This is a genomic window from Psychrobacter sp. SCQQ22, from assembly GCF_015864605.1.
GTDB lineage: Bacteria > Pseudomonadota > Gammaproteobacteria > Pseudomonadales > Moraxellaceae > Psychrobacter > Psychrobacter fozii.
In genome coordinates this window covers 103,022-121,095 of the sequence record NZ_JADYWZ010000001.1, presented here as the reverse complement: position 1 = coordinate 121,095, position 18,074 = coordinate 103,022, and the positions used below count along the sequence as shown (strand labels likewise).

Annotated in this window: 16 protein-coding genes; 8 read left to right on the top strand and 8 right to left on the bottom strand. The window is 41.5% G+C overall.

Features of this window, described 5'->3' with window-relative positions; translation table 11 throughout:
- Window positions 1-23: 23 nt before the first annotated feature.
- Complete coding sequence (locus I6E84_RS00515; protein WP_197215460.1) at window positions 24-1,088, bottom strand: disulfide isomerase DsbC N-terminal domain-containing protein; 1,065 nt, start codon at window positions 1,086-1,088, stop codon at window positions 24-26.
- A 354-nt stretch (window positions 1,089-1,442) separates the two neighbouring features.
- A complete protein-coding gene (locus tag I6E84_RS00510) occupies window positions 1,443-2,147 on the bottom strand; it encodes a pseudouridine synthase (RefSeq protein WP_197099524.1) in 705 nt (234 codons plus the stop codon).
- 302 nt (window positions 2,148-2,449) lie between these two features.
- Between I6E84_RS00510 and I6E84_RS00505 the strand changes: the two genes are divergently transcribed.
- The 4 genes from I6E84_RS00505 (at window position 2,450) to I6E84_RS00490 (ending at window position 5,607) form a co-directional block, all read left to right on the top strand.
- On the top strand, window positions 2,450-3,046 hold the full coding sequence (locus I6E84_RS00505; RefSeq protein WP_197099523.1) for a YigZ family protein: 597 nt from the start codon (window positions 2,450-2,452) through the stop codon (window positions 3,044-3,046).
- 234 nt (window positions 3,047-3,280) lie between these two features.
- Window positions 3,281-4,435: a YheT family hydrolase gene (locus I6E84_RS00500; RefSeq protein WP_197215458.1), complete on the top strand. Its 1,155-nt coding sequence runs from the start codon at window positions 3,281-3,283 to the stop codon at window positions 4,433-4,435.
- A 59-nt stretch (window positions 4,436-4,494) separates the two neighbouring features.
- Entirely contained in the window at window positions 4,495-5,037 is a 543-nt protein-coding gene (locus I6E84_RS00495; protein WP_197215456.1) for an acyl-CoA thioesterase, read from the top strand.
- 192 nt (window positions 5,038-5,229) lie between these two features.
- Window positions 5,230-5,607 carry a DsrE family protein gene (locus tag I6E84_RS00490; protein ID WP_197099517.1) on the top strand — a complete coding sequence of 126 codons (378 nt, stop codon included), beginning with the start codon at window positions 5,230-5,232 and terminating at the stop codon, window positions 5,605-5,607.
- A gap of 349 nt (window positions 5,608-5,956) precedes the next feature.
- On the opposite strand, the gene I6E84_RS00485 is transcribed toward I6E84_RS00490, so the two are convergent.
- Window positions 5,957-7,777, bottom strand: a complete 1,821-nt coding sequence (locus I6E84_RS00485) for an NACHT domain-containing protein (protein ID WP_197215454.1) — start codon at window positions 7,775-7,777, stop codon at window positions 5,957-5,959.
- Window positions 7,778-8,010: 233 nt separating this feature from the next.
- On the opposite strand from I6E84_RS00485, the gene I6E84_RS00480 reads away from it, so the two are divergent.
- Entirely contained in the window at window positions 8,011-9,054 is a 1,044-nt protein-coding gene (locus tag I6E84_RS00480) for an NAD(P)H-dependent flavin oxidoreductase (RefSeq protein ID WP_197215451.1), read from the top strand.
- Window positions 9,055-9,056: 2 nt separating this feature from the next.
- Here I6E84_RS00480 and I6E84_RS00475 read toward each other — a convergent pair whose 3' ends face one another.
- Together I6E84_RS00475 and I6E84_RS00470 are read right to left on the bottom strand one after the other, a co-directional pair.
- Window positions 9,057-10,007, bottom strand: a complete 951-nt coding sequence (locus I6E84_RS00475) for an alpha/beta hydrolase (protein WP_197215449.1) — start codon at window positions 10,005-10,007, stop codon at window positions 9,057-9,059.
- A gap of 132 nt (window positions 10,008-10,139) precedes the next feature.
- Window positions 10,140-10,853: an aspartate/glutamate racemase family protein gene (locus I6E84_RS00470; RefSeq protein WP_197215447.1), complete on the bottom strand. Its 714-nt coding sequence runs from the start codon at window positions 10,851-10,853 to the stop codon at window positions 10,140-10,142.
- Between the two features lie 294 nt (window positions 10,854-11,147).
- On the opposite strand from I6E84_RS00470, the gene I6E84_RS00465 reads away from it, so the two are divergent.
- The 3 genes from I6E84_RS00465 (at window position 11,148) to I6E84_RS00455 (ending at window position 13,965) form a co-directional block, all read left to right on the top strand.
- Window positions 11,148-11,402: a DUF2798 domain-containing protein gene (locus I6E84_RS00465; protein ID WP_110922124.1), complete on the top strand. Its 255-nt coding sequence runs from the start codon at window positions 11,148-11,150 to the stop codon at window positions 11,400-11,402.
- Between the two features lie 406 nt (window positions 11,403-11,808).
- Entirely contained in the window at window positions 11,809-12,786 is a 978-nt protein-coding gene (locus I6E84_RS00460; RefSeq protein WP_197215445.1) for a zinc-binding dehydrogenase, read from the top strand.
- A 174-nt stretch (window positions 12,787-12,960) separates the two neighbouring features.
- The gene (locus I6E84_RS00455) at window positions 12,961-13,965 is read left to right on the top strand and encodes a YhdH/YhfP family quinone oxidoreductase (protein WP_197215443.1); all 1,005 of its coding nucleotides are present in this window, start codon (window positions 12,961-12,963) and stop codon (window positions 13,963-13,965) included.
- A gap of 93 nt (window positions 13,966-14,058) precedes the next feature.
- Here I6E84_RS00455 and I6E84_RS00450 read toward each other — a convergent pair whose 3' ends face one another.
- The 3 genes from I6E84_RS00450 to guaA form a co-directional block, all read right to left on the bottom strand.
- Complete coding sequence (locus I6E84_RS00450) at window positions 14,059-15,192, bottom strand: SH3 domain-containing protein (RefSeq protein WP_197215441.1); 1,134 nt, start codon at window positions 15,190-15,192, stop codon at window positions 14,059-14,061.
- Window positions 15,193-15,376: 184 nt separating this feature from the next.
- Window positions 15,377-16,063: a zinc ribbon domain-containing protein gene (locus I6E84_RS00445; protein ID WP_197215439.1), complete on the bottom strand. Its 687-nt coding sequence runs from the start codon at window positions 16,061-16,063 to the stop codon at window positions 15,377-15,379.
- Window positions 16,064-16,410: 347 nt separating this feature from the next.
- A complete protein-coding gene (gene guaA, locus I6E84_RS00440; protein ID WP_197215437.1) occupies window positions 16,411-18,006 on the bottom strand; it encodes a glutamine-hydrolyzing GMP synthase in 1,596 nt (531 codons plus the stop codon).
- Window positions 18,007-18,074 lie beyond the last annotated feature (68 nt).

The following is an 18,074-nucleotide window of genomic DNA, read 5'->3' as shown; positions in this document are numbered from 1 at the left end:
AGTAGCATCGCTAGTGGCGTGGTTTACTCTACGCCCAAAAACTCTAAGAATTCAGGGCTCTCAAAGCTGGCTTGATAGAGTACGCCATCCTCACGGTAAATAGCAGGCGTCGCCATCACAGCCAGACCCGCTGCTTTTTCACGGTTCGGCGTTATATGATCGGTGCTACAGCTCGCTGGTGCAGGTGTCATTTGACCCGCTAGCATTGCTTTATCAAAAGCTTTGCGACGACTACTTTCATCAGCTTGACACCAGATACCACGCATTTGCGCAGGTGATGCCTCATATATTGGATAGCCGATAACGTTGACGGTGACACCTTTTGTATTGAGCATTGGTATCTGTTGATGCAATCGGCGGCAGTACGGACAATTCACATCATCAGCCACATAGATGACAGCGCGCTCTTTGCTAGTCGCAGGATAGGTAATCAGTTGGCTCTTATCCAACGTCGCAAATACAGACTGGTTTTTCAGTGATTCAAACGCTTCGTCAAGCCCAATAAACTGGCCATTTTCAATGACAGATATCTCACCATCTGTGATGTACTGCGCATCATCTGACAACAAGAAAGGCACGCCTTCTAACGTCGCCCCCCAAATCACACCAGGTACGGCAGTATAGAAAAATGGTGTTTTGGCACTCATGTTTTTCAGCGCTGCCATATTTGCTAGCATGTCAGATTTGACGCTAGCACTGACAGGTTTGCCTACCTGCGCACTCGTGCTGCGTACCGGTGTTTTGGTCACTACCCGCTTGCTTGGATTCTTTTGTAGCTCACCTTGGATGACATATCTACCATCTTCAGTGATATGCAAAGGCAACTGCCCAGCCAAATTGACTTGATACATATTGGGTAAGTTGGAAGGCACAATAGAGGTGATTTGCGTTTTGATACCTGCCTGAGTTAGCAATTGGCGTAAGCGACTGTCAACAGATTTACTTACTGTGCCAGTACCTTGAGGGCTTTGAGCACTTTGACTGACATTCTTACTGGTAGCATCATTGGCACTAGGCTCAGCACATGCAGTCGTTGCCAACAGTATGGTACTGATTAGACCAGCAGATTTTAATACGGATAATTTCACAGAGACAGTCCTATCTGATTTGTAGTAATGACAGTATTTAATAACGATAGTGTTTAATAGCGATGGTTTTTAATAACCACATTGTTCATGCTAGCCACGTGGCATAACAAGTACCATTCCATGTAAATATAGAGATTAAAGAGGTGAGAAGACTTTAGCACAAGGACAATGGTTGCAAAGTACTAAAGACTCAATTTTGCAAAATTGCTACCTAGCTTTAAGAGATAGGCAACACATACTGCCCTGAAAATGAACGAAAAAAAGCAGCACACTGTTTAGTGGCTGCTCTTTCTGAAAATATACTTATGCGTTATTTTAAAGCGAAATCATCTTAAAACGAAAGAAAGTAACGATTTAGAATTTAGCAACTTCTTCTGGTGTTAAGAAACGACTGTCGCCTTTCTCCAACCCTTCTAAATTGATATGCCCAATACTGGCACGATGTAGCTCAGTCACTCGATTGCCAAAGTAGCCCATCATACGTTTAACTTGATGGTATTTGCCTTGCTCTAACGTCAGGCGAGCATGTGTTGCGTCGATGAACTCAAGAACCGCAGGCTTGGTTTCTTCGTGATCACCTTCTAACAAGATACCTTCCGCTACTTCTTTGACTGCATTGGCTTGAGCATCACTATCCATTGCATCAGCTAAGGTCAGCTCATATGTTTTTGCATGCTCGTGCTTAGGACTGGTCACACGATGTAGCCAACCACCATCATCACTGATCAGCAGCGCACCCGTGGTATCGACATCGAGGCGACCAGCAATACGCAAGCTACCAAGCTCTGGAACTGAAATCAGCTCAGTAACGATAGGGTATTCTTTGGCCTTTAACGTACATTCAAAACCTTCAGGTTTATGAAGTAAAATATAACGATTGCCCGCTGCTACCGAGAGTGGTTCGCCGCCCCACATCACTTCGTCATTGACGATATCGACATGCAAACCAGGATCTTTGACGACCTGCTCGTTCACCATAATCTCACCAGCGTGCATGATTTTTTTGGATTCTTTACGTGACAGCTCAGTGGCTTTACTAATAAATTTATCTAGACGCATACTATTTACTACCATCCATTTTATGATACCTACTCTACCTCGGTATATTCAGTTCTATCTAAATTAGAGAGGATGTCAGGCTAGTGTCGTCTACTGTTTGTAGTCCTTTCACTAGTCGTCCTTGTCTCTAAATTATCTTGAACCGACTATAGCAGCAACGCAGGCACTCACATTGAGCTTGCATCGCTATCTTCACGGGTAAGAAGTGGTACTATAATAAAAATTAAATAAACACTGCGCCAAATACGGACGACAGTGAAAGTAAGACAAGTTTACCATATCCAACCTAGACCTGATGAAATATGAGCTATCAAACGCTAAAACGTACCGTCACTGCTCGCTTAGAAATTAAGAAATCTGAGTTTATTGCTTACGCTTATCCCGTGGCCTCACGCGAGGACGCAATGTTTCACGTGGAACAACTACGTACGCAATATCCCGATGCTCGTCACCACTGCTGGGCTTATATCATTGGCGATCCAAATAATACCACCAGTGCTGGCTTCGATGATGATGGTGAGCCAAATGGCACGGCAGGACGCCCGATATTAAATGTATTGCAGCACAAATCTATCGGCAATGTCATTATCATCGTGGTGCGTTATTTCGGTGGTATCAAGCTAGGCGCAGGTGGTCTGACCCGTGCGTATGCAGGTTCAGCGCAAGCAGCCGTTGACCAGATGACATTAAACCCTTATGTCCCAATGGCACAAGTACAGATATTGGCAGAGTTTGCCACCGAAGCCCAATGTCGTTACGTCGTCGATAGTCTGAACGGCAGCATCGATGACGTCGCTTATAGTAAGCAAGTGACACTGACCGTGACGCTAGCTGAGGCCGATATCGATAATTTAAAAGAACGCTTGGCAATGGATGGGCGGGTGTTGGATAAGCCCTAAATGATACATGATGCTAATTGACCGCTTCTCAGCATTTACTTTTGAATGACTGTTTTTAAGCGTCTACTTTGCAGTGGTTGTTTTAAGTAACGGTTTTAAGTAGCTGTTTTGAGTATATGACATTGAGGAACTGATATTCAGTAACCATGCGTTCACTGAAAAGCATTGGTTTTGGCCATTGCCATCGGTATGATAAGCCATTGCTTTTTAACAATAATTAAATAAGAGCCGTTTATGTCTGTTTCCAAATCAAACAAGCCATTCTCTCCAGCCCCTTTTAAACCGCCATTTTGGTTGACCAATCCTCATCTACAAAGCATCTTGCCCAAGTTCTTTGCACCCAAAGCGCCAACCTATCGCCGCGTGATAATGCAAGATTCCTTAAGTGAAACCGATATTGCTTACGACTTTTATGATGCGCATTCTGTGGAGGCATCAAAAGCTGGTGAGCTTGAGCAAACGCCATTGATTGTGCTATTTCATGGTATGGAAGGCAGCAGCGATAGCCATTATGCTCGCGCGCTGGCATATCAAATGCATGCGCAAGGCTGGCATTTCGTGGTGGTGCACTTTCGTAGTTGTGGCGGTATTCCAGCTAATGGTCGAGTTTTTTATAATGCGGGTGATACTGCCGAGGTGCATCACGCGCTACAGAACTTACGTGCGCAGTATGCCAATATATATGCGGCTGGCGTGTCACTAGGCGGTAATGCACTAGCGAAGTACATGGGCGAGTATGGTGACGAAGCCGTCTGCAAAGGCGCTGCGGTCATCTCTGCTCCCGTCGATATGTCGTCAGCGGCCATTACCATGCACAGCTTTTTGAGTCATCGTATCTATACGCCTTATTTGCTCAATCCAATTATCAAAAAAGCGTTGGCGAACGATATTACCAAAGAAGAAATTGATGCTATAAAAGCTGTCAATCGTATCAGCGACTTTGATGATATCTTTACCGCCCCGCGTCATGGCTACCGCTCTAACAATCACTATTATCAATCTTCTTCTGCCCTACCTTATTTGATCAACGTAACCAAGCCTCTGCTACTGATTAGTGCAAAGGACGATCCTTTTATTGGCTTTACTGCCACGCCAAACGATGTTTCTGATAGCGTCACTATCTTGGATACGGAACACGGTGGTCATATCGGTTATTTGCGTTATCGCTCAGACAATCATTCAGAAAATAGCGCAGACAGTTCTTCAGTAAACGGTCAATCTACTGATAATAAATCTAACGTTAATCAATCTGGAACCAATGGTAAAAAAGCAAAAATCTCAAAGTTCGATATCAACTGGATACCAGAAACTGTCAGTGCTTATTTTAATCATATTGGCGTGGCTTCTATTAAAGAACCTTATCAAGATGCAGTCTCTGACAACAAATAATCATTGCCATAGATGACAAAATAATAACACCAACGTTTATAAACTTTTGAGAGTGTTCTATGTACCCATTTATCCGCTACGCCAGCACCATCGCTCATGCCGCCCTAAAAGCAAAACGAGGCGATACATTGACGTTTAAGGACACCAGTGAGATTACCTTTCGCTGCCGTCTATCTGATATCGATAACTTTTTGGAGATGAATAACGGCCGCGTATTCACGCTGTATGATTTGGGGCGCATGGACTTTGCGGTACGGACTGGGCTTGGCAAGCAACTGTTAAAACAGCGTTGGGGTTTGGTCATCGCTGGCAGTACCATCCAATATCGTAAGCGTATTCGCGCCTTTCAAAAAGTCACGCTAAAGACCAAAATCGTCGGTATCGATGCGCGTTGGCTCTATATCGAGCAATCAATGTGGGTCAAGGGCAAGCCCTGCTCCTCTGCGCTACTGCGTACGGGTGTGACAAAGGGTGGCAGAGTGATCGACACGGCACAAGTACTGGCAGCATTGGGGCAGTCTGAGTGGGATCTACCGCTAACTGGCTACGTCGCCGAATGGATAGAGAGTGATGCTGATCGTCCGTGGCCACCAACAGAGTAGTGGCTAGAAATTTTAACTTAAAACAACTCTTGATAAGCGTTTATTGAAAGCACGTCACAAACAAGCCACCTTATGGCTACTATTGCATAACAATACATTATACAAATAAATATATTAAATGTTAGGATGGTAGTGAGTTTGACACTCAACCAAATACTATCTAATTAAAAATAGTCTCATAAGGAAAATAATATGATTAATAATACGGATTACGTCGGTACGCTATTCGACAATAGCGAATCAAACCCAAGCAAAATCACCTTGGCTTTTACCATGGCAGGTGTGGCACTCAAAAAAGGACACTCTGCCTCAGTGATATTGATGGTAGATGCCGTACATTTGGCATTGCCCAACGCGTTGGCAAAAGTGGATATCGGTGCGCCGTTTGAACCTGCTGGCGAGTTACTAGAAGCCTTTATCGAAAAAGGCGGCCAAGTATTGGTCTGTAGTGCTTGCATGAAACATAACGGTATCGGAGAGTCAGCCATCGATAAGCGCTTCACGGTTATCAGTGGTGATGATGTGGTTGAGCTGCTGATGAATGCGAAAGGCTCTTTGCAGTTGAGTTAAACAGTAAGCAAAGTTAGTTAATAAAGTTATAAAAGTGGGTCAGTTTTCTTAGTCATCGTTTTGATGGCTTGGGAGCTGGCTCTTTTTTCGTTAATTTTTATATTTCAAATCTAAAAATTAATCTTAATAGAAAATATATTAATCATAACTCTAATTAATATTCTAAAATCAAACCACTCTATAAGCCAAGCATCAATGTGAGACGGTGCTAAGAAATCTTAGCTAACCGCTGCTATTAGTTAATAAATATGAATTATTAATGAGAACTCTCACTTTGAATATGTCAAAGCAAGGTTTTCGATCTCGATAAAAATTGTTGATATAGTCTAATCTCATCATCACTAATGCATTAAATTAGGTCGGCAAAATCTATATCATTTTTCTCTGATTTTTCGATGAAATATTTTGTCTTTCTGATCTCATCAAGCAGTACATCTTTGTATGAGATAGCTATATTAAGTGCATCATCATATATCATGTGAATAAAATGGTTTGGGATTTCCTCTATTAGGGACACCTCCCAGTATTTTACACCATCTATCTCGCTAGCTACATGCCATTCTTTCTTATCAATACTTTTGATAGCTTTAATAATAATACTGTGTAACTTAATTAGATAATCCTCTTTAAAAGAAGATAACTTACCAAAATCATCACTAAACTCTATTCCTGCTCCTATACCCATAAAATCAGAAGTTTCTGTGACTTTTGGAAATGAACTCTTAATAAATGACAAATAAAGACTCTTATCATTTGAAAAATCTAAAAGATTTTCAATCTTAATTAACAAAGGTAAGTAGTAAAGTTTATTAAAGTTCAATTCATCCATCTCTTCCAATAAAGATAAAAAGTTTTCTGATTCAAAAAATATTTGATTTTTATCAAGTCTATTAAGTATTTTATTATATACTATTTCTTTACTTTCTAAAGTCATTTGTTTAACAAATAATGAGACAAAATACTCTTGTAAGGAGCGATGCGCAAAAGAATACAACCCGTTATCTTCAATCCACAATGCAACAGCTGAGCTTAAGTCTTTTAAGACCTTCTGGTTTTCAAATTTAATTTCACTTTTATTTCTTATAATTTTAAATTTTTCAAATATGTAGTCAGAGTCCCAATTAAATTTGCTGTCGAAATATGATAAATAGCAGAATAGCTGTAGCACTATTTCAAACTCTTCTTGAACTAAACCAGACTGTTTTTGCCGAATATAACCTACCTTAGTTTGACTATCATGTTCTGAAAATAGCGCTTGAATAACTCTCCTATAAAAAATATGTTTTTTAGCAGGTATATCTGCATTAGACTTAAATGTTAGGATGTATAGAGACAGCAATAAAGGGTTAGTTAGAAAGCCATTAATATGCATACTACTATTATTAATTATAGATTCATTAATTTTATTTCTAAGCTCAACCTCATCTCGTAATTGTGCATCCACAAAGCCTGAGATTTCACCGTCTTCCATAGAAAGCTCTTTCACATAGTAATTGTGAAATCGCTGTAGTTGCTCAATACCTGAGTAAGGTCTAGTGGTTAATATGAACTTATTTTCAGGATATTTATTGCTAAACTCACTTAAGCTTTGAACGATATCAGACTTAACTTCCACGTTTAGTTCATCATAACCATCTAAGAAAAATATAAACTTACCCTTTTCAAAGATTCTTTCTAAAATATTAGGGTTTTCAGCGATACAGTCTTCTAATACTTTGGTTTTAATATATTCTTGTAGACTATTTTCATTGTTATTTAAATATCGTAATTCTACAAGTACAGGAATCGCATACCCTGTTTTAATTGAGTTAAGGAATAAATGCTTTATAAGTGTGCTTTTGCCACTGCCTGCGTCACCTATAATAGTTACAGCATTAGATTTTTTAAATATATTAGCTACAATATTAGTTTCTATCACTTCATGGTCATTTTTTAATTTAACAGGATAGTAAATATTATAAATATAAACTGGTGTATTACCTCTTAAAAGGGTCTTAAGTTCAGAATATTGATCAAACTTTTTGTTTAAATATTTTTTTAAACCAATTTCAAAAAACTGTCTAGTTTGGTCGTTCATATTTTCAACAGCAGGTCTTATCTCATCAAGTATTTTTTTAATCAAGGCTGGAATAGTAGCTTTTAAGACAAGTGGAGTTACCGGATCTGACATTAAAATTCCTTACATTAATATCGGTGTTAAAATCGTATAGTTAGCTATAGTATTACACTATTTCCTTTACCCTTCCAACAAAATTCTAGTTAAAATCTACTTGTTCAACTACAAAACTGTAACCAAAACCCACCCCTCCTATTTCCTAACTAAATAAACACTATCTCACATACTCTGTGCTCAGCTCTGTTAAAGTAAGTCATGCAAACACCCTACTAAAAAGGCAGTCAGTCATGACCTTACTTAATACCCTAAACTTAACCTACCCTATCGTCCAAGCACCCATGGCAGGTGCAACCACACCCGAACTAGCGGCGACAGTGAGTAACTTTGGCGGACTGGGCTCATTAGGGTCTGGCATGACTGCTCCAGATGTTTTGACCAGCCAAATTGATACCATTCAATCGCTCACCGACCGATCTTTTATGATAAACCTGATGGTGCTATCTGAGCAGGACTCTACGACCTTTGATACCGCAATGCCTGCTTGGCTAAGTCAATATTATCAAGACAACAATATCGAATTTGCACTACCTGAACGCCCAGCGCTAAGCTTTTTAGAGCAGTTACAAGTGCTCTATGACAATCCCGTTCCTGTCGCCAGTTTTACCTTTGGTATTATCAGTGCCGAGCAAGTTCAGCATCTGCAAGGTCTCGGCACGCGCGTCATCGGCACTGCCAATCATCCATTAGAAGCTAAAGCATGGGCAGATATTGGTGCTGATGCGGTATGTGTACAAGGGGTCGAAGCTGGCGGACATCGCGGTGGTTGGCTACCGCAAAGTGAAAGCGATCCATTGGGGTTATTGACACTGATTAGCCAAACGCGTGCCTGTACTGATATTCCGTTGATCGCAGCAGGTGGCATCATGAACGGCCAAGCCATTAAAGCTGTTCAGGCAGCTGGTGCCGAGTTGGCACAAATAGGGACAGCGTTTTTGACCACCGATACATGCGGTATCAATGACATTTATAAACAAGCATTACTCGATGCCAGTCAAGATAAGCGCAGCTCAGAAACGCGACTAACTCGATTATTCTCAGGTAAGCTCGCTCGTGGTTTGTTGAATGATTATTTGCGTGATTTTGCCAAATTTGAAAGCGCTAATGAGCTACCGCCCTATCCGCAATTAAACGCCATGACCAAGTTTATGCGAGCTAATGCGTCTCAGAACAGAGATGCAGAACATCAATCCCTTTGGGCAGGACAAGGGGTAGCTTTGGTCAAACAAGAGAGCACGCTTGAACTGCTTGAGCGATTAGTAAAAGCGTTATAAATTCACTCACCTTTTAATGTTGCCCGAAATTTTCTATAATCCTCGGCGGTCTCTTTTACCGCTTCTATCATCGGTACGTGACCGACTTCTGGCATCATAATAACTGTCGACTGCGGGATAATTTCTTTAATCAACGCAGTCGTTTCAGGCTTGATGACTTGGTCTTTTTCGCCCCAAACGACTAATGTCGGAATCTGATAGTTCGCAATGATTTTGGCACGCTCTTCGACATTGTCTGTGACGATCTGCTCTAGTATTTTGGACTCAAGCGCTTTATTAGCAATACGCTCTTGCGCAAACACCGCTTTTATCGATTTGGGTAAATAAGGCGGCTTGTACATGACAAAGTCATACATATCGTAAATATCTTCCGTCTTATTGACCAATAGCGGATTGTTCTCAAGCGTGGCATTTTCCAATGATTTAGGAATGCCTACTGACCAAAACCCTGCACTATCGATGAGCCATAGACTTTTGACATCGTCTGGATACTTTGCCGCATAAGCCACACTGATGGCCCCGCCCATCGAATTACCACCGATATGGATATTGGATGCCAAGCCTTTCGCTTGCATTAACTCATGCAGACGCTGCGCTTGAGCATCAGCGCGATAATCCGCAGTATCAGGTTTACTCGAATCCCCAAACCCTAATAAGTCTGGAATAACAAGGTGATAGTCATCCAGCTTGTCAGCGATACGAGTGAAATTGTCTTTATTACCGCCAAAACCATGAATCAATAATAGAGATTCAGCATTGATCGTATTATTTTCGGTATAAGTGAGTTGTTCACCAGAAGCGAGTATGAATACTTTACTGGTAAGGTCTGATTTAGCACGTTCGTGTTGGATGATTTTTTGAGTTGTATTTACGGCTAGCGTATTGGGTGCGGTGGTGCAACCGACGACTGACAAGCTGAGTACAGTCGCGAGGCTTAGGCGTTTTAATATCATCGAAACTTCCCTATTAAGAAACAGTAACAGACTGATGTGCAAGATGCGGCTAGTGCTGCGTATAGTCAATCTACTACAACTCGCCACCAAACAATAAAATTTATACACTAACTGCTTTCCATTAACCCTTACCTAATCATTTTTACCTAACAGAAAATTAACCGCTGCGGCAGCATGAATAGCCGTGGTATCAAATACTGGAATCGGGCTATCGGCTTGACTGATAAGTAAGCCTATCTCGGTACAGCCCAATATCACGCCCTCTGCCCCCTCATTGGCTAAATCTGTAATGACTTGACGATAATACTGACGTGAGCTATCGAGTATCTGTCCTTGGCACAGCTCATCATAGATAATACGATGCACCTCTGCGCGAGCGTCAGTTTCAGGAATTAATACTTGTAATCCTGCATCGATAAGGCGCTGCTTATAAAAGTCTTGGGTCATGGTGAACTGTGTACCGAGTAGCGCGATCTTGGTCAGACCTTGCAGCTTAATCGCCTCGGCAGTAGCATCTGCAATATGAATAATCGGTAATCCGGCCGCGGCTTTAACGTCACTGACCACTTTATGCATGGTATTGGTCGCAATTAATAACCCCTGTGCACCAGCCGCCTGTAATCGCTCGCCACTATTTGCCATCATTGCGCCAAGCTCAGTCCATGCTCCTTGTGCTTGCAACGCGCCAATCGGTGCAAAGTCGACACTATGAATCAGCAAATCTGCTGAGTGTAAGTTACCCAACTCAACTTTGATGCCGTCATTGATTAAGCGATAATAGACCTGAGTACTCTCCCAACTCATACCACCAATGATACCTAATGTGCGCTGCTTTTGAGCTACCATTTCATTGTCCTATATGTTTATTGTGATCGACTTTATCGTAGCAAAATTAATCAGATTCAGTGCGCTATTTCTTTATACTGTACTCCTGTAAAAACTATCCTGTTGTAAAAATGGCTATAGTTTAACCATAACAAATATCAGCATTTATAATAACCATTTTATTCATTGGTCAGCACGCGATATGATAGTACTCAATGGCAAATTTTAACGGCCCCTACCACCATTTATTATATAAAATTGACACTTACCTCATCAGTGAAGTGTCTTTAGCACCACTCAGGACACTCTAAAGCTATGGCAAATTTTCCTACCATCAGAATACGCACACGGCGCAAATACTACCGCCTTATCTTCACAGGTATCATGGCAATGATGATGTCACTGATTATCTCGACGGCCTTATTGGTGGTAAAACAAGGCTTTATCGACGGCTTTTTTATGGAGTTGATGCATTCGTGGGGACTGGCCTTTATGTTTGCGTGGCCAAGTGCTTATATTTGTGCTTATCTGGTACAAGAGCATGTGCTTAGTCGTATTGAATTTTATTAAACAGTATCGATAGCTATCATCATTCTGAGTCATCATCAGTCTAAGATAGTTTAGATGTAAGGCAGGCCAGTCAAGGTTCTACAGAGAATAGACTGAACTGGCCTGATGCCGTATCCCATGTATATGGGCTTGGCTATCTAACGCTAGAAAATATTACTGATGTAAGCCAAGCTTTCTATAATAAAATCCCGTTAGCGCAAATGTATCCAACGTCTAGACGACCAGTCTATTTTTAAGTATAGTGTCTTTGTTAGCCGATAACCTATAAGCATCATTATCATGGTATCGTTTCTACTAGAAGAAAAAATACATTGGTGAATGACCTTGATAACATGATATTTATAGTCGGTTATTCGTACTCTTAATACACTTATAAATAAACCAAATCATAAATAAAGGAATTATTATGCGTAGTGCTATTCATAACAGCTTTGGCAAACCTTCTGACGTATTGAGCGTGGGCGACAGTCCTATGCCGCAGCCTGCTGCCAACGAAGTCCGTATCAAAACCATCCTCTCACCTATTCACAACCATGACCTGCTGACCGTGAGTGGACAATATGGCTATAAGCCTGAGATGCCAGCCATCGGTGGTAGTGAGGCGCTAGGTATTATCGATGCGGTAGGCGATGATGTGACAGACTTTAGTGTGGGTCAACGTGTGGCGTGTGCCAGTGTGCACGAAACGTGGGCAGAGTATTTTGTCGCCCCTGCCAGTATGGTGTTTAACATGCCTGATAGTATCGAAGACGAGTTGGCTGCCCAGCTGATTGCTATGCCGCTGTCTGCCTTAATGCTATTAGAATTCTTAGAAGTGAATAGCGGTCAATGGATCATCCACAATGCGGCAAACGGTGCAGTGGGTAAAACCCTTGCCATGCTCGCAGCAGCACGCGGCGTGAATACGATTAACCTCGTACGTAGTAAAGACGCGATAGAAGAGCTGACCTCACTCGGTATCAAAAACAATGTCGTCACAGCTGACGATGACTGGAAAGACCAAGTCCGCGCCATCATCGGTGATGACAAGATCACAGCAGCCGTTGACTCAGTCGGTGGTGAGTCGAGCAATGAGCTACTATCACTACTGGGTAGCAAAGGAACGCTGGTCTCATTTGGTATCATGTCAGGCAAGCCCATGGCACTGGACGCTGGTAGCTTGATCTTTAAGCAAGCCACTGTGAAAGGATTCTGGGGCAGCAAAACCAGCCAAGAAATGGATCTAGACAACAAACAGCGTCTGATCACTGAATTGCTAGAACGTGCATCGAATGGTGATTTGAAGCTACCAATCGAAGCCGTATATAGTCTGGACGATATCGCAACCGCGGTCTCTGGAAAAGTACAATCAAGTAAAAAAGGCAAAGTTCTTTTAAAACCTTAATTCCTACACTCGCCTCCTAATTTCGTAATAAGGGCAAAAACCAGCGGTATTAGCAAATATAAGAAAGCCCATGTGTATTAGCGATAAGATACGGTGGGCTTTTTTAACCATTCTGCTGTAATAGTATCGCTAAGCCAATCAGCGTAAATAATAAGATTTAATAAGGATATAACCATGTCAAACGATACAACATTCAAAGCATTAGTCGTTGAAGAAACCAGCGATGGTGAATTCAAAAAAAGCATTCAAGAATGCAAAGTTAGTGACTTGCCAGAGAATGACTTACTTATCGAAGTGCATTATTCATCGTTAAACTTTAAAGATGCGATGTCAGCATCGGGTAATAAAAGAATTACCAAACAGTACCCACATACTCCCGGTATCGACGCAGCTGGCGTGGTCGTCAGTGACAAATCAGGCACGTTTACCGTAGGGCAAGAAGTATTGGTATTCGGCTATGATCTCGGTATGGATACCGATGGTGGTCTCGGTCAAATGATCTCAATCCCAGCAGAGTGGGCACTGGCTTGTCCAGAAACGCTGACACTAAAAGAAGCGATGACCTATGGTACAGGCGGCTTAACCGCAGCGCTAAGTGTCCAAAAGCTAGAAAAAATGGGCGCAAAACCAAGTGATGGCCCAGTTGCTGTGACTGGTGCAACAGGTGGCGTCGGTACGATCAGTATCGCTATCTTAAAGCAGCTCGGCTATGAGGTGATTGCATTCTCAGGTAAGCCTGAGCAAAGCGAGCATTTAAAGGCATTGGGCGCAAGCGAAGTACGTCATCGCGATACCATCAATGAAATCGGTAACAAACCTGTCGGCCGTGAGCTATGGGCAAACGCTATTGATACCATCGGCGGCGACTACTTACCCAACCTGCTAAAGCAAACCAAATCTGGCGGTGCAGTGACCAGTTGCGGCCTAGCCAGTGGCGCTGATTTTTCGATGTCGGTGATACCTTTTATCACCCGCGCGGTGTCGCTATTGGGTATCGACTCGGTCTACATTCCACTGGCTGATAAAGAAGCCATTTGGAAACGTGTCGCCACTGATATGAAACTGCCTAATCTTGAGAGCTATGGTGAAGAAATTACGCTAGAGCAAACGCCTGAATACTTAGATCGCTTTATGTCTAGCAAAGTGGTTGGACGTTATGTGGTGAATGTGAAGGGCTAAGTTTTTAAGAGTTAGTGTTATAAGTAAAAGGCAGCATCTCTTTTGAGGTGCTGCCTTTTTTAGGTTTCAGAAACAGCCTTATTCATACTTAAATTATTTAAAATAAGTTGTATAACGTCTTAGAACCCAACCTTGCTCTAATTCACCATTAATTTCGACTTCTACAAGAAGCCACGAGCGTTCAGATTTGTTTAAAACCCTTACAGTAGTACCAATCGGTAAAGAATCAATCACGTTAGAATTCATACTAGGTCTATCGCGAAAATTAAGTAAATTAACCATAACAAATCGATGACCTTTTAATGCTTTACGGTCAAACGTAGTATGTGAAGATCTTGTAAATGATCTTATTTCCTGCTTAGTTTCCATTACTTTTAACTCTTCTTTAGCCTGAATAATATTCGACATATTTAAAAATAAATAGCCAAAAAATAATGGTAGTAGATAATAATGGTAAATATAAGATAAATATTTCTTATCCTGATCTGAATATAAACTAAAACCCTTTCCTGATTTGATTTCATCACTTAAATCAGACTCAATTTCAGATATCGGTTTTTCTGTAAATCTCGTTATATCTCCTTGCGTTAAATTAGTGCTTACAACTTCTTCAAACTGAAAATTATTTAGTTCAAATATTGATTGAAAATACTCAAGATTGCGTAACGACTCAAACTGCTCAAAAAAATCCGAGTGTTTTGATAATGTGGAAGTAGCTAAAACTACTTGCGATTGTAGCTCTCTTGCAAGTTTAAAAGATTCACTTGCTTCAAATGAGGTACGCACTGCATCAAAAGTGCTTCTATATGGTTCTAACGAATCCCTGATTAGATTTACTGATGACATCATATTTTCATATACACTAGTTCCTCCTGTACTTTGTATCAGGCTCTCTCTCACAGACATGAGACTATTATTGTAGGCACCCATCCCCTTTTTCATTTCAAGAAAACTATCTTGCACGGCCATTGCTTCTGGAACTCTCAACTGAGCATTCATTGCTACTGCAATATGGTCTACAACACTGCTGGAAGCCAAATCTACTGGTTGAACAGCTTTTCTTACAATATTTACAGCTGGGTTAAGATGCTCATACTGGTTTGCTATCCCTTGTATACTGTTTAATTTTTCGAGCTGGTAGGATAACGGGTTCATTTGACTCTGAACTTTATCAAACATTTCTAACATCGATGGTAGTTTGTATTCTTTTCTAGGTTCTTCATCCATTTTCAAATTCCTTTTATTGAACCGTTTTTAATTGTCCAAAATCAATTTTAAAGATAGCATAATAGTTAGTGAGACAGAGCACTAACCTTTACTTGTCTTCTACTTCTTTGGATAATAAAAAAAACACCCAAACAAGTTGAGTGCTTTTTATTTCAGCTAAAGGCTAAGTAGAGAGAAAAACCGACTACACCAACCAATACCAATCAGGCGCAAAAAAGTAGGACATACCCATTGATAGCAACACCGCCAATATACTACCCACAATTGCGCCAACCCATGATGTACCACCTTTTTCCGTTAATGCTTGTTTAAGCGTAGCTGGATCTGATGTGCCACTCATGGCTGTTTTAATATTTTTAACGCTATGACTAAAGTAAAAATAATTACCTAACATACCTGTCAATACTGCCCATGCGATAAAAAAACTGGTTTGACCAAGAGAGTTATACGTTTCCATACCGAGCATATACATTAAAATCAAATCGACCGTATTTATACCAACTACAACACATAGGGCTACTAAGTACATCTTGCGATAACACAACCAAGATGTTCCCAAGAGAAGTCCGACAATATTAAAACTGTGAATGCTCGAACCATCGTTATTAACTTCTAGGCGTGGCTCACTATCTTTAAACCATTTATCACGGTAAAAACTGTCATACTTGTCACCGACGAAGGCGGCCAATAAACTATCCGCTGTCTCAGAGTCAGAAGATAATGTATTTTGTGAGCTTTGCGCATCTTTTGAAATATTTACGGCAGTGAGCGGTGGTGGTGTTTGTGCTTGAGTATTAGATAGCTGATACCCACATTTTGAGCAAAATCCTGCATCACTTGAGTTTTCTTGATCACAATTATTACAAAGCATCTTATCCCTTAGTTTTACTAAATACTGAACGGTTAGTTGTCTTATCTCGACTTCAATAATCAACAGCCAATTAAAGTTGACTACATTATAGATAATAAAGACAAATGTTCAATAAAAAACTAAAGCCTTCTTAGTTGCCTGTTTATTCAAACCAAAAAAAACACCCAACCAAGTTGAGTGTTTTTTTATTGACGACAAGCTGTATATCAATTCAAAAAACTGAGTTGAAAAGCTACTTAGATAAGTTTATGTAGTCTAAGATGGTAACAAGGCAACAGAGCGCAGATAATACGTGTTTGTATATCTAGCGAGGTTAACACCGTTACCGTTTAGAATACTTAAACGAATTACTCCCACTCAATCGTTGCAGGTGGCTTACTCGAAACATCATAAGTCACACGTGATACTTCAGCGATTTCATTCATAATGCGATTCGATACCGTCTCAATCAAATCATACGGCAGATGCGCAAAGCGTGCCGTCATAAAGTCTACGGTCTCAACTGCACGTAGCGCGATTACCCACGCATAGCGGCGACCATCGCCGACCACGCCGACTGATTTGATTGGTTGGAATACGGCAAATGCTTGTGCAGTCTTATCGTACCAACCTGATTTTTCTAGCTCTGCCATAAAGATAGCATCAGCCAAACGCAGGATATCAGCATATTCTTTTTTGACTTCACCAAGGATACGCACGCCCAAACCTGGACCTGGGAACGGATGACGATAGATCATTTTGGCTGGTAGGCCCAAGGTAATACCAAGCTTGCGTACTTCGTCTTTGAACAAATCACGTAACGGCTCAATCAGCTTAAATGCCAAGTCATCTGGCAAACCACCAACGTTATGATGGCTCTTAATCACGTGTGCTTTGCCTTGATGCGACTTAGCAGATTCAATGACGTCTGGGTAAATTGTACCCTGTGCCAAGAATTCAACGACTTTTCCATCGCTTTGCTCACTCACTTGACGCGCGCTATCAGCGAATACGTCGATGAACGTTTTACCGATAATTTTACGTTTTTTCTCTGGATCAGACTCGCCAGCTAGTGCATTTAAGAATAAATCTTCTGCATCAACACGGATGACTTTTACGCCCATGTTTTCTGCAAAGATTTGCATCACTTGGTCGCCTTCGTTCAAACGAAGTAAGCCGTTGTCTACAAATACGCAAGTCAGCTGATCGCCAATGGCTTTGTGCAATAACGCTGCTACCACTGAGCTATCGACACCGCCTGACAAACCTAGCAATACTTGCTTGTCACCGATTTGCTCTTTTAACTGTGCGATACGCATCTCAGCGATGTTGTCTGGCGTCCAATCGCCTGCGCACTCACATATTTCATGAACGAAACGACCTAGCAACGCCTGACCTTGTAAGGTATGCGTCACTTCTGGATGGAACTGTAGACCGTAATATTGCTTGTCATCATTGGCCATAATCGCAATCGGACAGCTTGGCGTACTAGCAACGATATCGAAGCCAGCTGGTGCATCTACCACTTTGTCACCATGACTCATCCAGACATTGAGCGTGCCAGCAGCATCTTCGATACCATCGAGCAAGGCGCAAGTACCGTTTACATTGATCACAGCAGCGCCAAATTCATGCACATCACTGGCTTGAACTTTGCCACCGAAACGATCTGCCATCGCTTGCATACCGTAGCAAATACCCAATACTGGTACGCCCAAATCGAATACAGCGTCGTTGATACGTGGGCTGTTTTCAGCATGGACGCTCTCAGGGCCACCCGATAGGATGACACCTTTTGCGCCAAAATCGATGATGCGCTGAGCGTCGATGTCATAAGGGAACATCTCACAAAACACCCCAGAATCGCGCACACGGCGGGCGATCAGCTGGCTATATTGCGAGCCAAAATCGAGGATTAAGATGCGGTCTTCTTTAATGGTAGGAGTGGCAGCAGTTGTGGTCATAAATCGATGTCCATCAATAGATAAATTGGTGCCCTATTTTAACAAGTTTACGCACTCTATTGGCTATT

Excerpts from the sequence above, each read along its gene's own strand:
- I6E84_RS00510 (WP_197099524.1), bottom strand. The coding sequence starts at position 2,147 with ATGCGTCTAGATAAATTTATTAGTAAAGCCACTGAGCTGTCACGTAAA.
- I6E84_RS00505 (WP_197099523.1), top strand. The coding sequence starts at position 2,450 with ATGAGCTATCAAACGCTAAAACGTACCGTCACTGCTCGCTTAGAAATT.
- I6E84_RS00500 (WP_197215458.1), top strand. The coding sequence starts at position 3,281 with ATGTCTGTTTCCAAATCAAACAAGCCATTCTCTCCAGCCCCTTTTAAA.
- I6E84_RS00495 (WP_197215456.1), top strand. The coding sequence starts at position 4,495 with ATGTACCCATTTATCCGCTACGCCAGCACCATCGCTCATGCCGCCCTA.
- I6E84_RS00490 (WP_197099517.1), top strand. The coding sequence starts at position 5,230 with ATGATTAATAATACGGATTACGTCGGTACGCTATTCGACAATAGCGAA.
- I6E84_RS00485 (WP_197215454.1), bottom strand. The coding sequence starts at position 7,777 with ATGTCAGATCCGGTAACTCCACTTGTCTTAAAAGCTACTATTCCAGCC.
- I6E84_RS00480 (WP_197215451.1), top strand. The coding sequence starts at position 8,011 with ATGACCTTACTTAATACCCTAAACTTAACCTACCCTATCGTCCAAGCA.
- I6E84_RS00475 (WP_197215449.1), bottom strand. The coding sequence starts at position 10,007 with ATGATATTAAAACGCCTAAGCCTCGCGACTGTACTCAGCTTGTCAGTC.
- I6E84_RS00470 (WP_197215447.1), bottom strand. The coding sequence starts at position 10,853 with ATGGTAGCTCAAAAGCAGCGCACATTAGGTATCATTGGTGGTATGAGT.
- I6E84_RS00465 (WP_110922124.1), top strand. The coding sequence starts at position 11,148 with ATGGCAAATTTTCCTACCATCAGAATACGCACACGGCGCAAATACTAC.
- I6E84_RS00460 (WP_197215445.1), top strand. The coding sequence starts at position 11,809 with ATGCGTAGTGCTATTCATAACAGCTTTGGCAAACCTTCTGACGTATTG.
- I6E84_RS00455 (WP_197215443.1), top strand. The coding sequence starts at position 12,961 with ATGTCAAACGATACAACATTCAAAGCATTAGTCGTTGAAGAAACCAGC.
- I6E84_RS00450 (WP_197215441.1), bottom strand. The coding sequence starts at position 15,192 with ATGGATGAAGAACCTAGAAAAGAATACAAACTACCATCGATGTTAGAA.
- I6E84_RS00445 (WP_197215439.1), bottom strand. The coding sequence starts at position 16,063 with ATGCTTTGTAATAATTGTGATCAAGAAAACTCAAGTGATGCAGGATTT.
- guaA (WP_197215437.1), bottom strand. The coding sequence starts at position 18,006 with ATGACCACAACTGCTGCCACTCCTACCATTAAAGAAGACCGCATCTTA.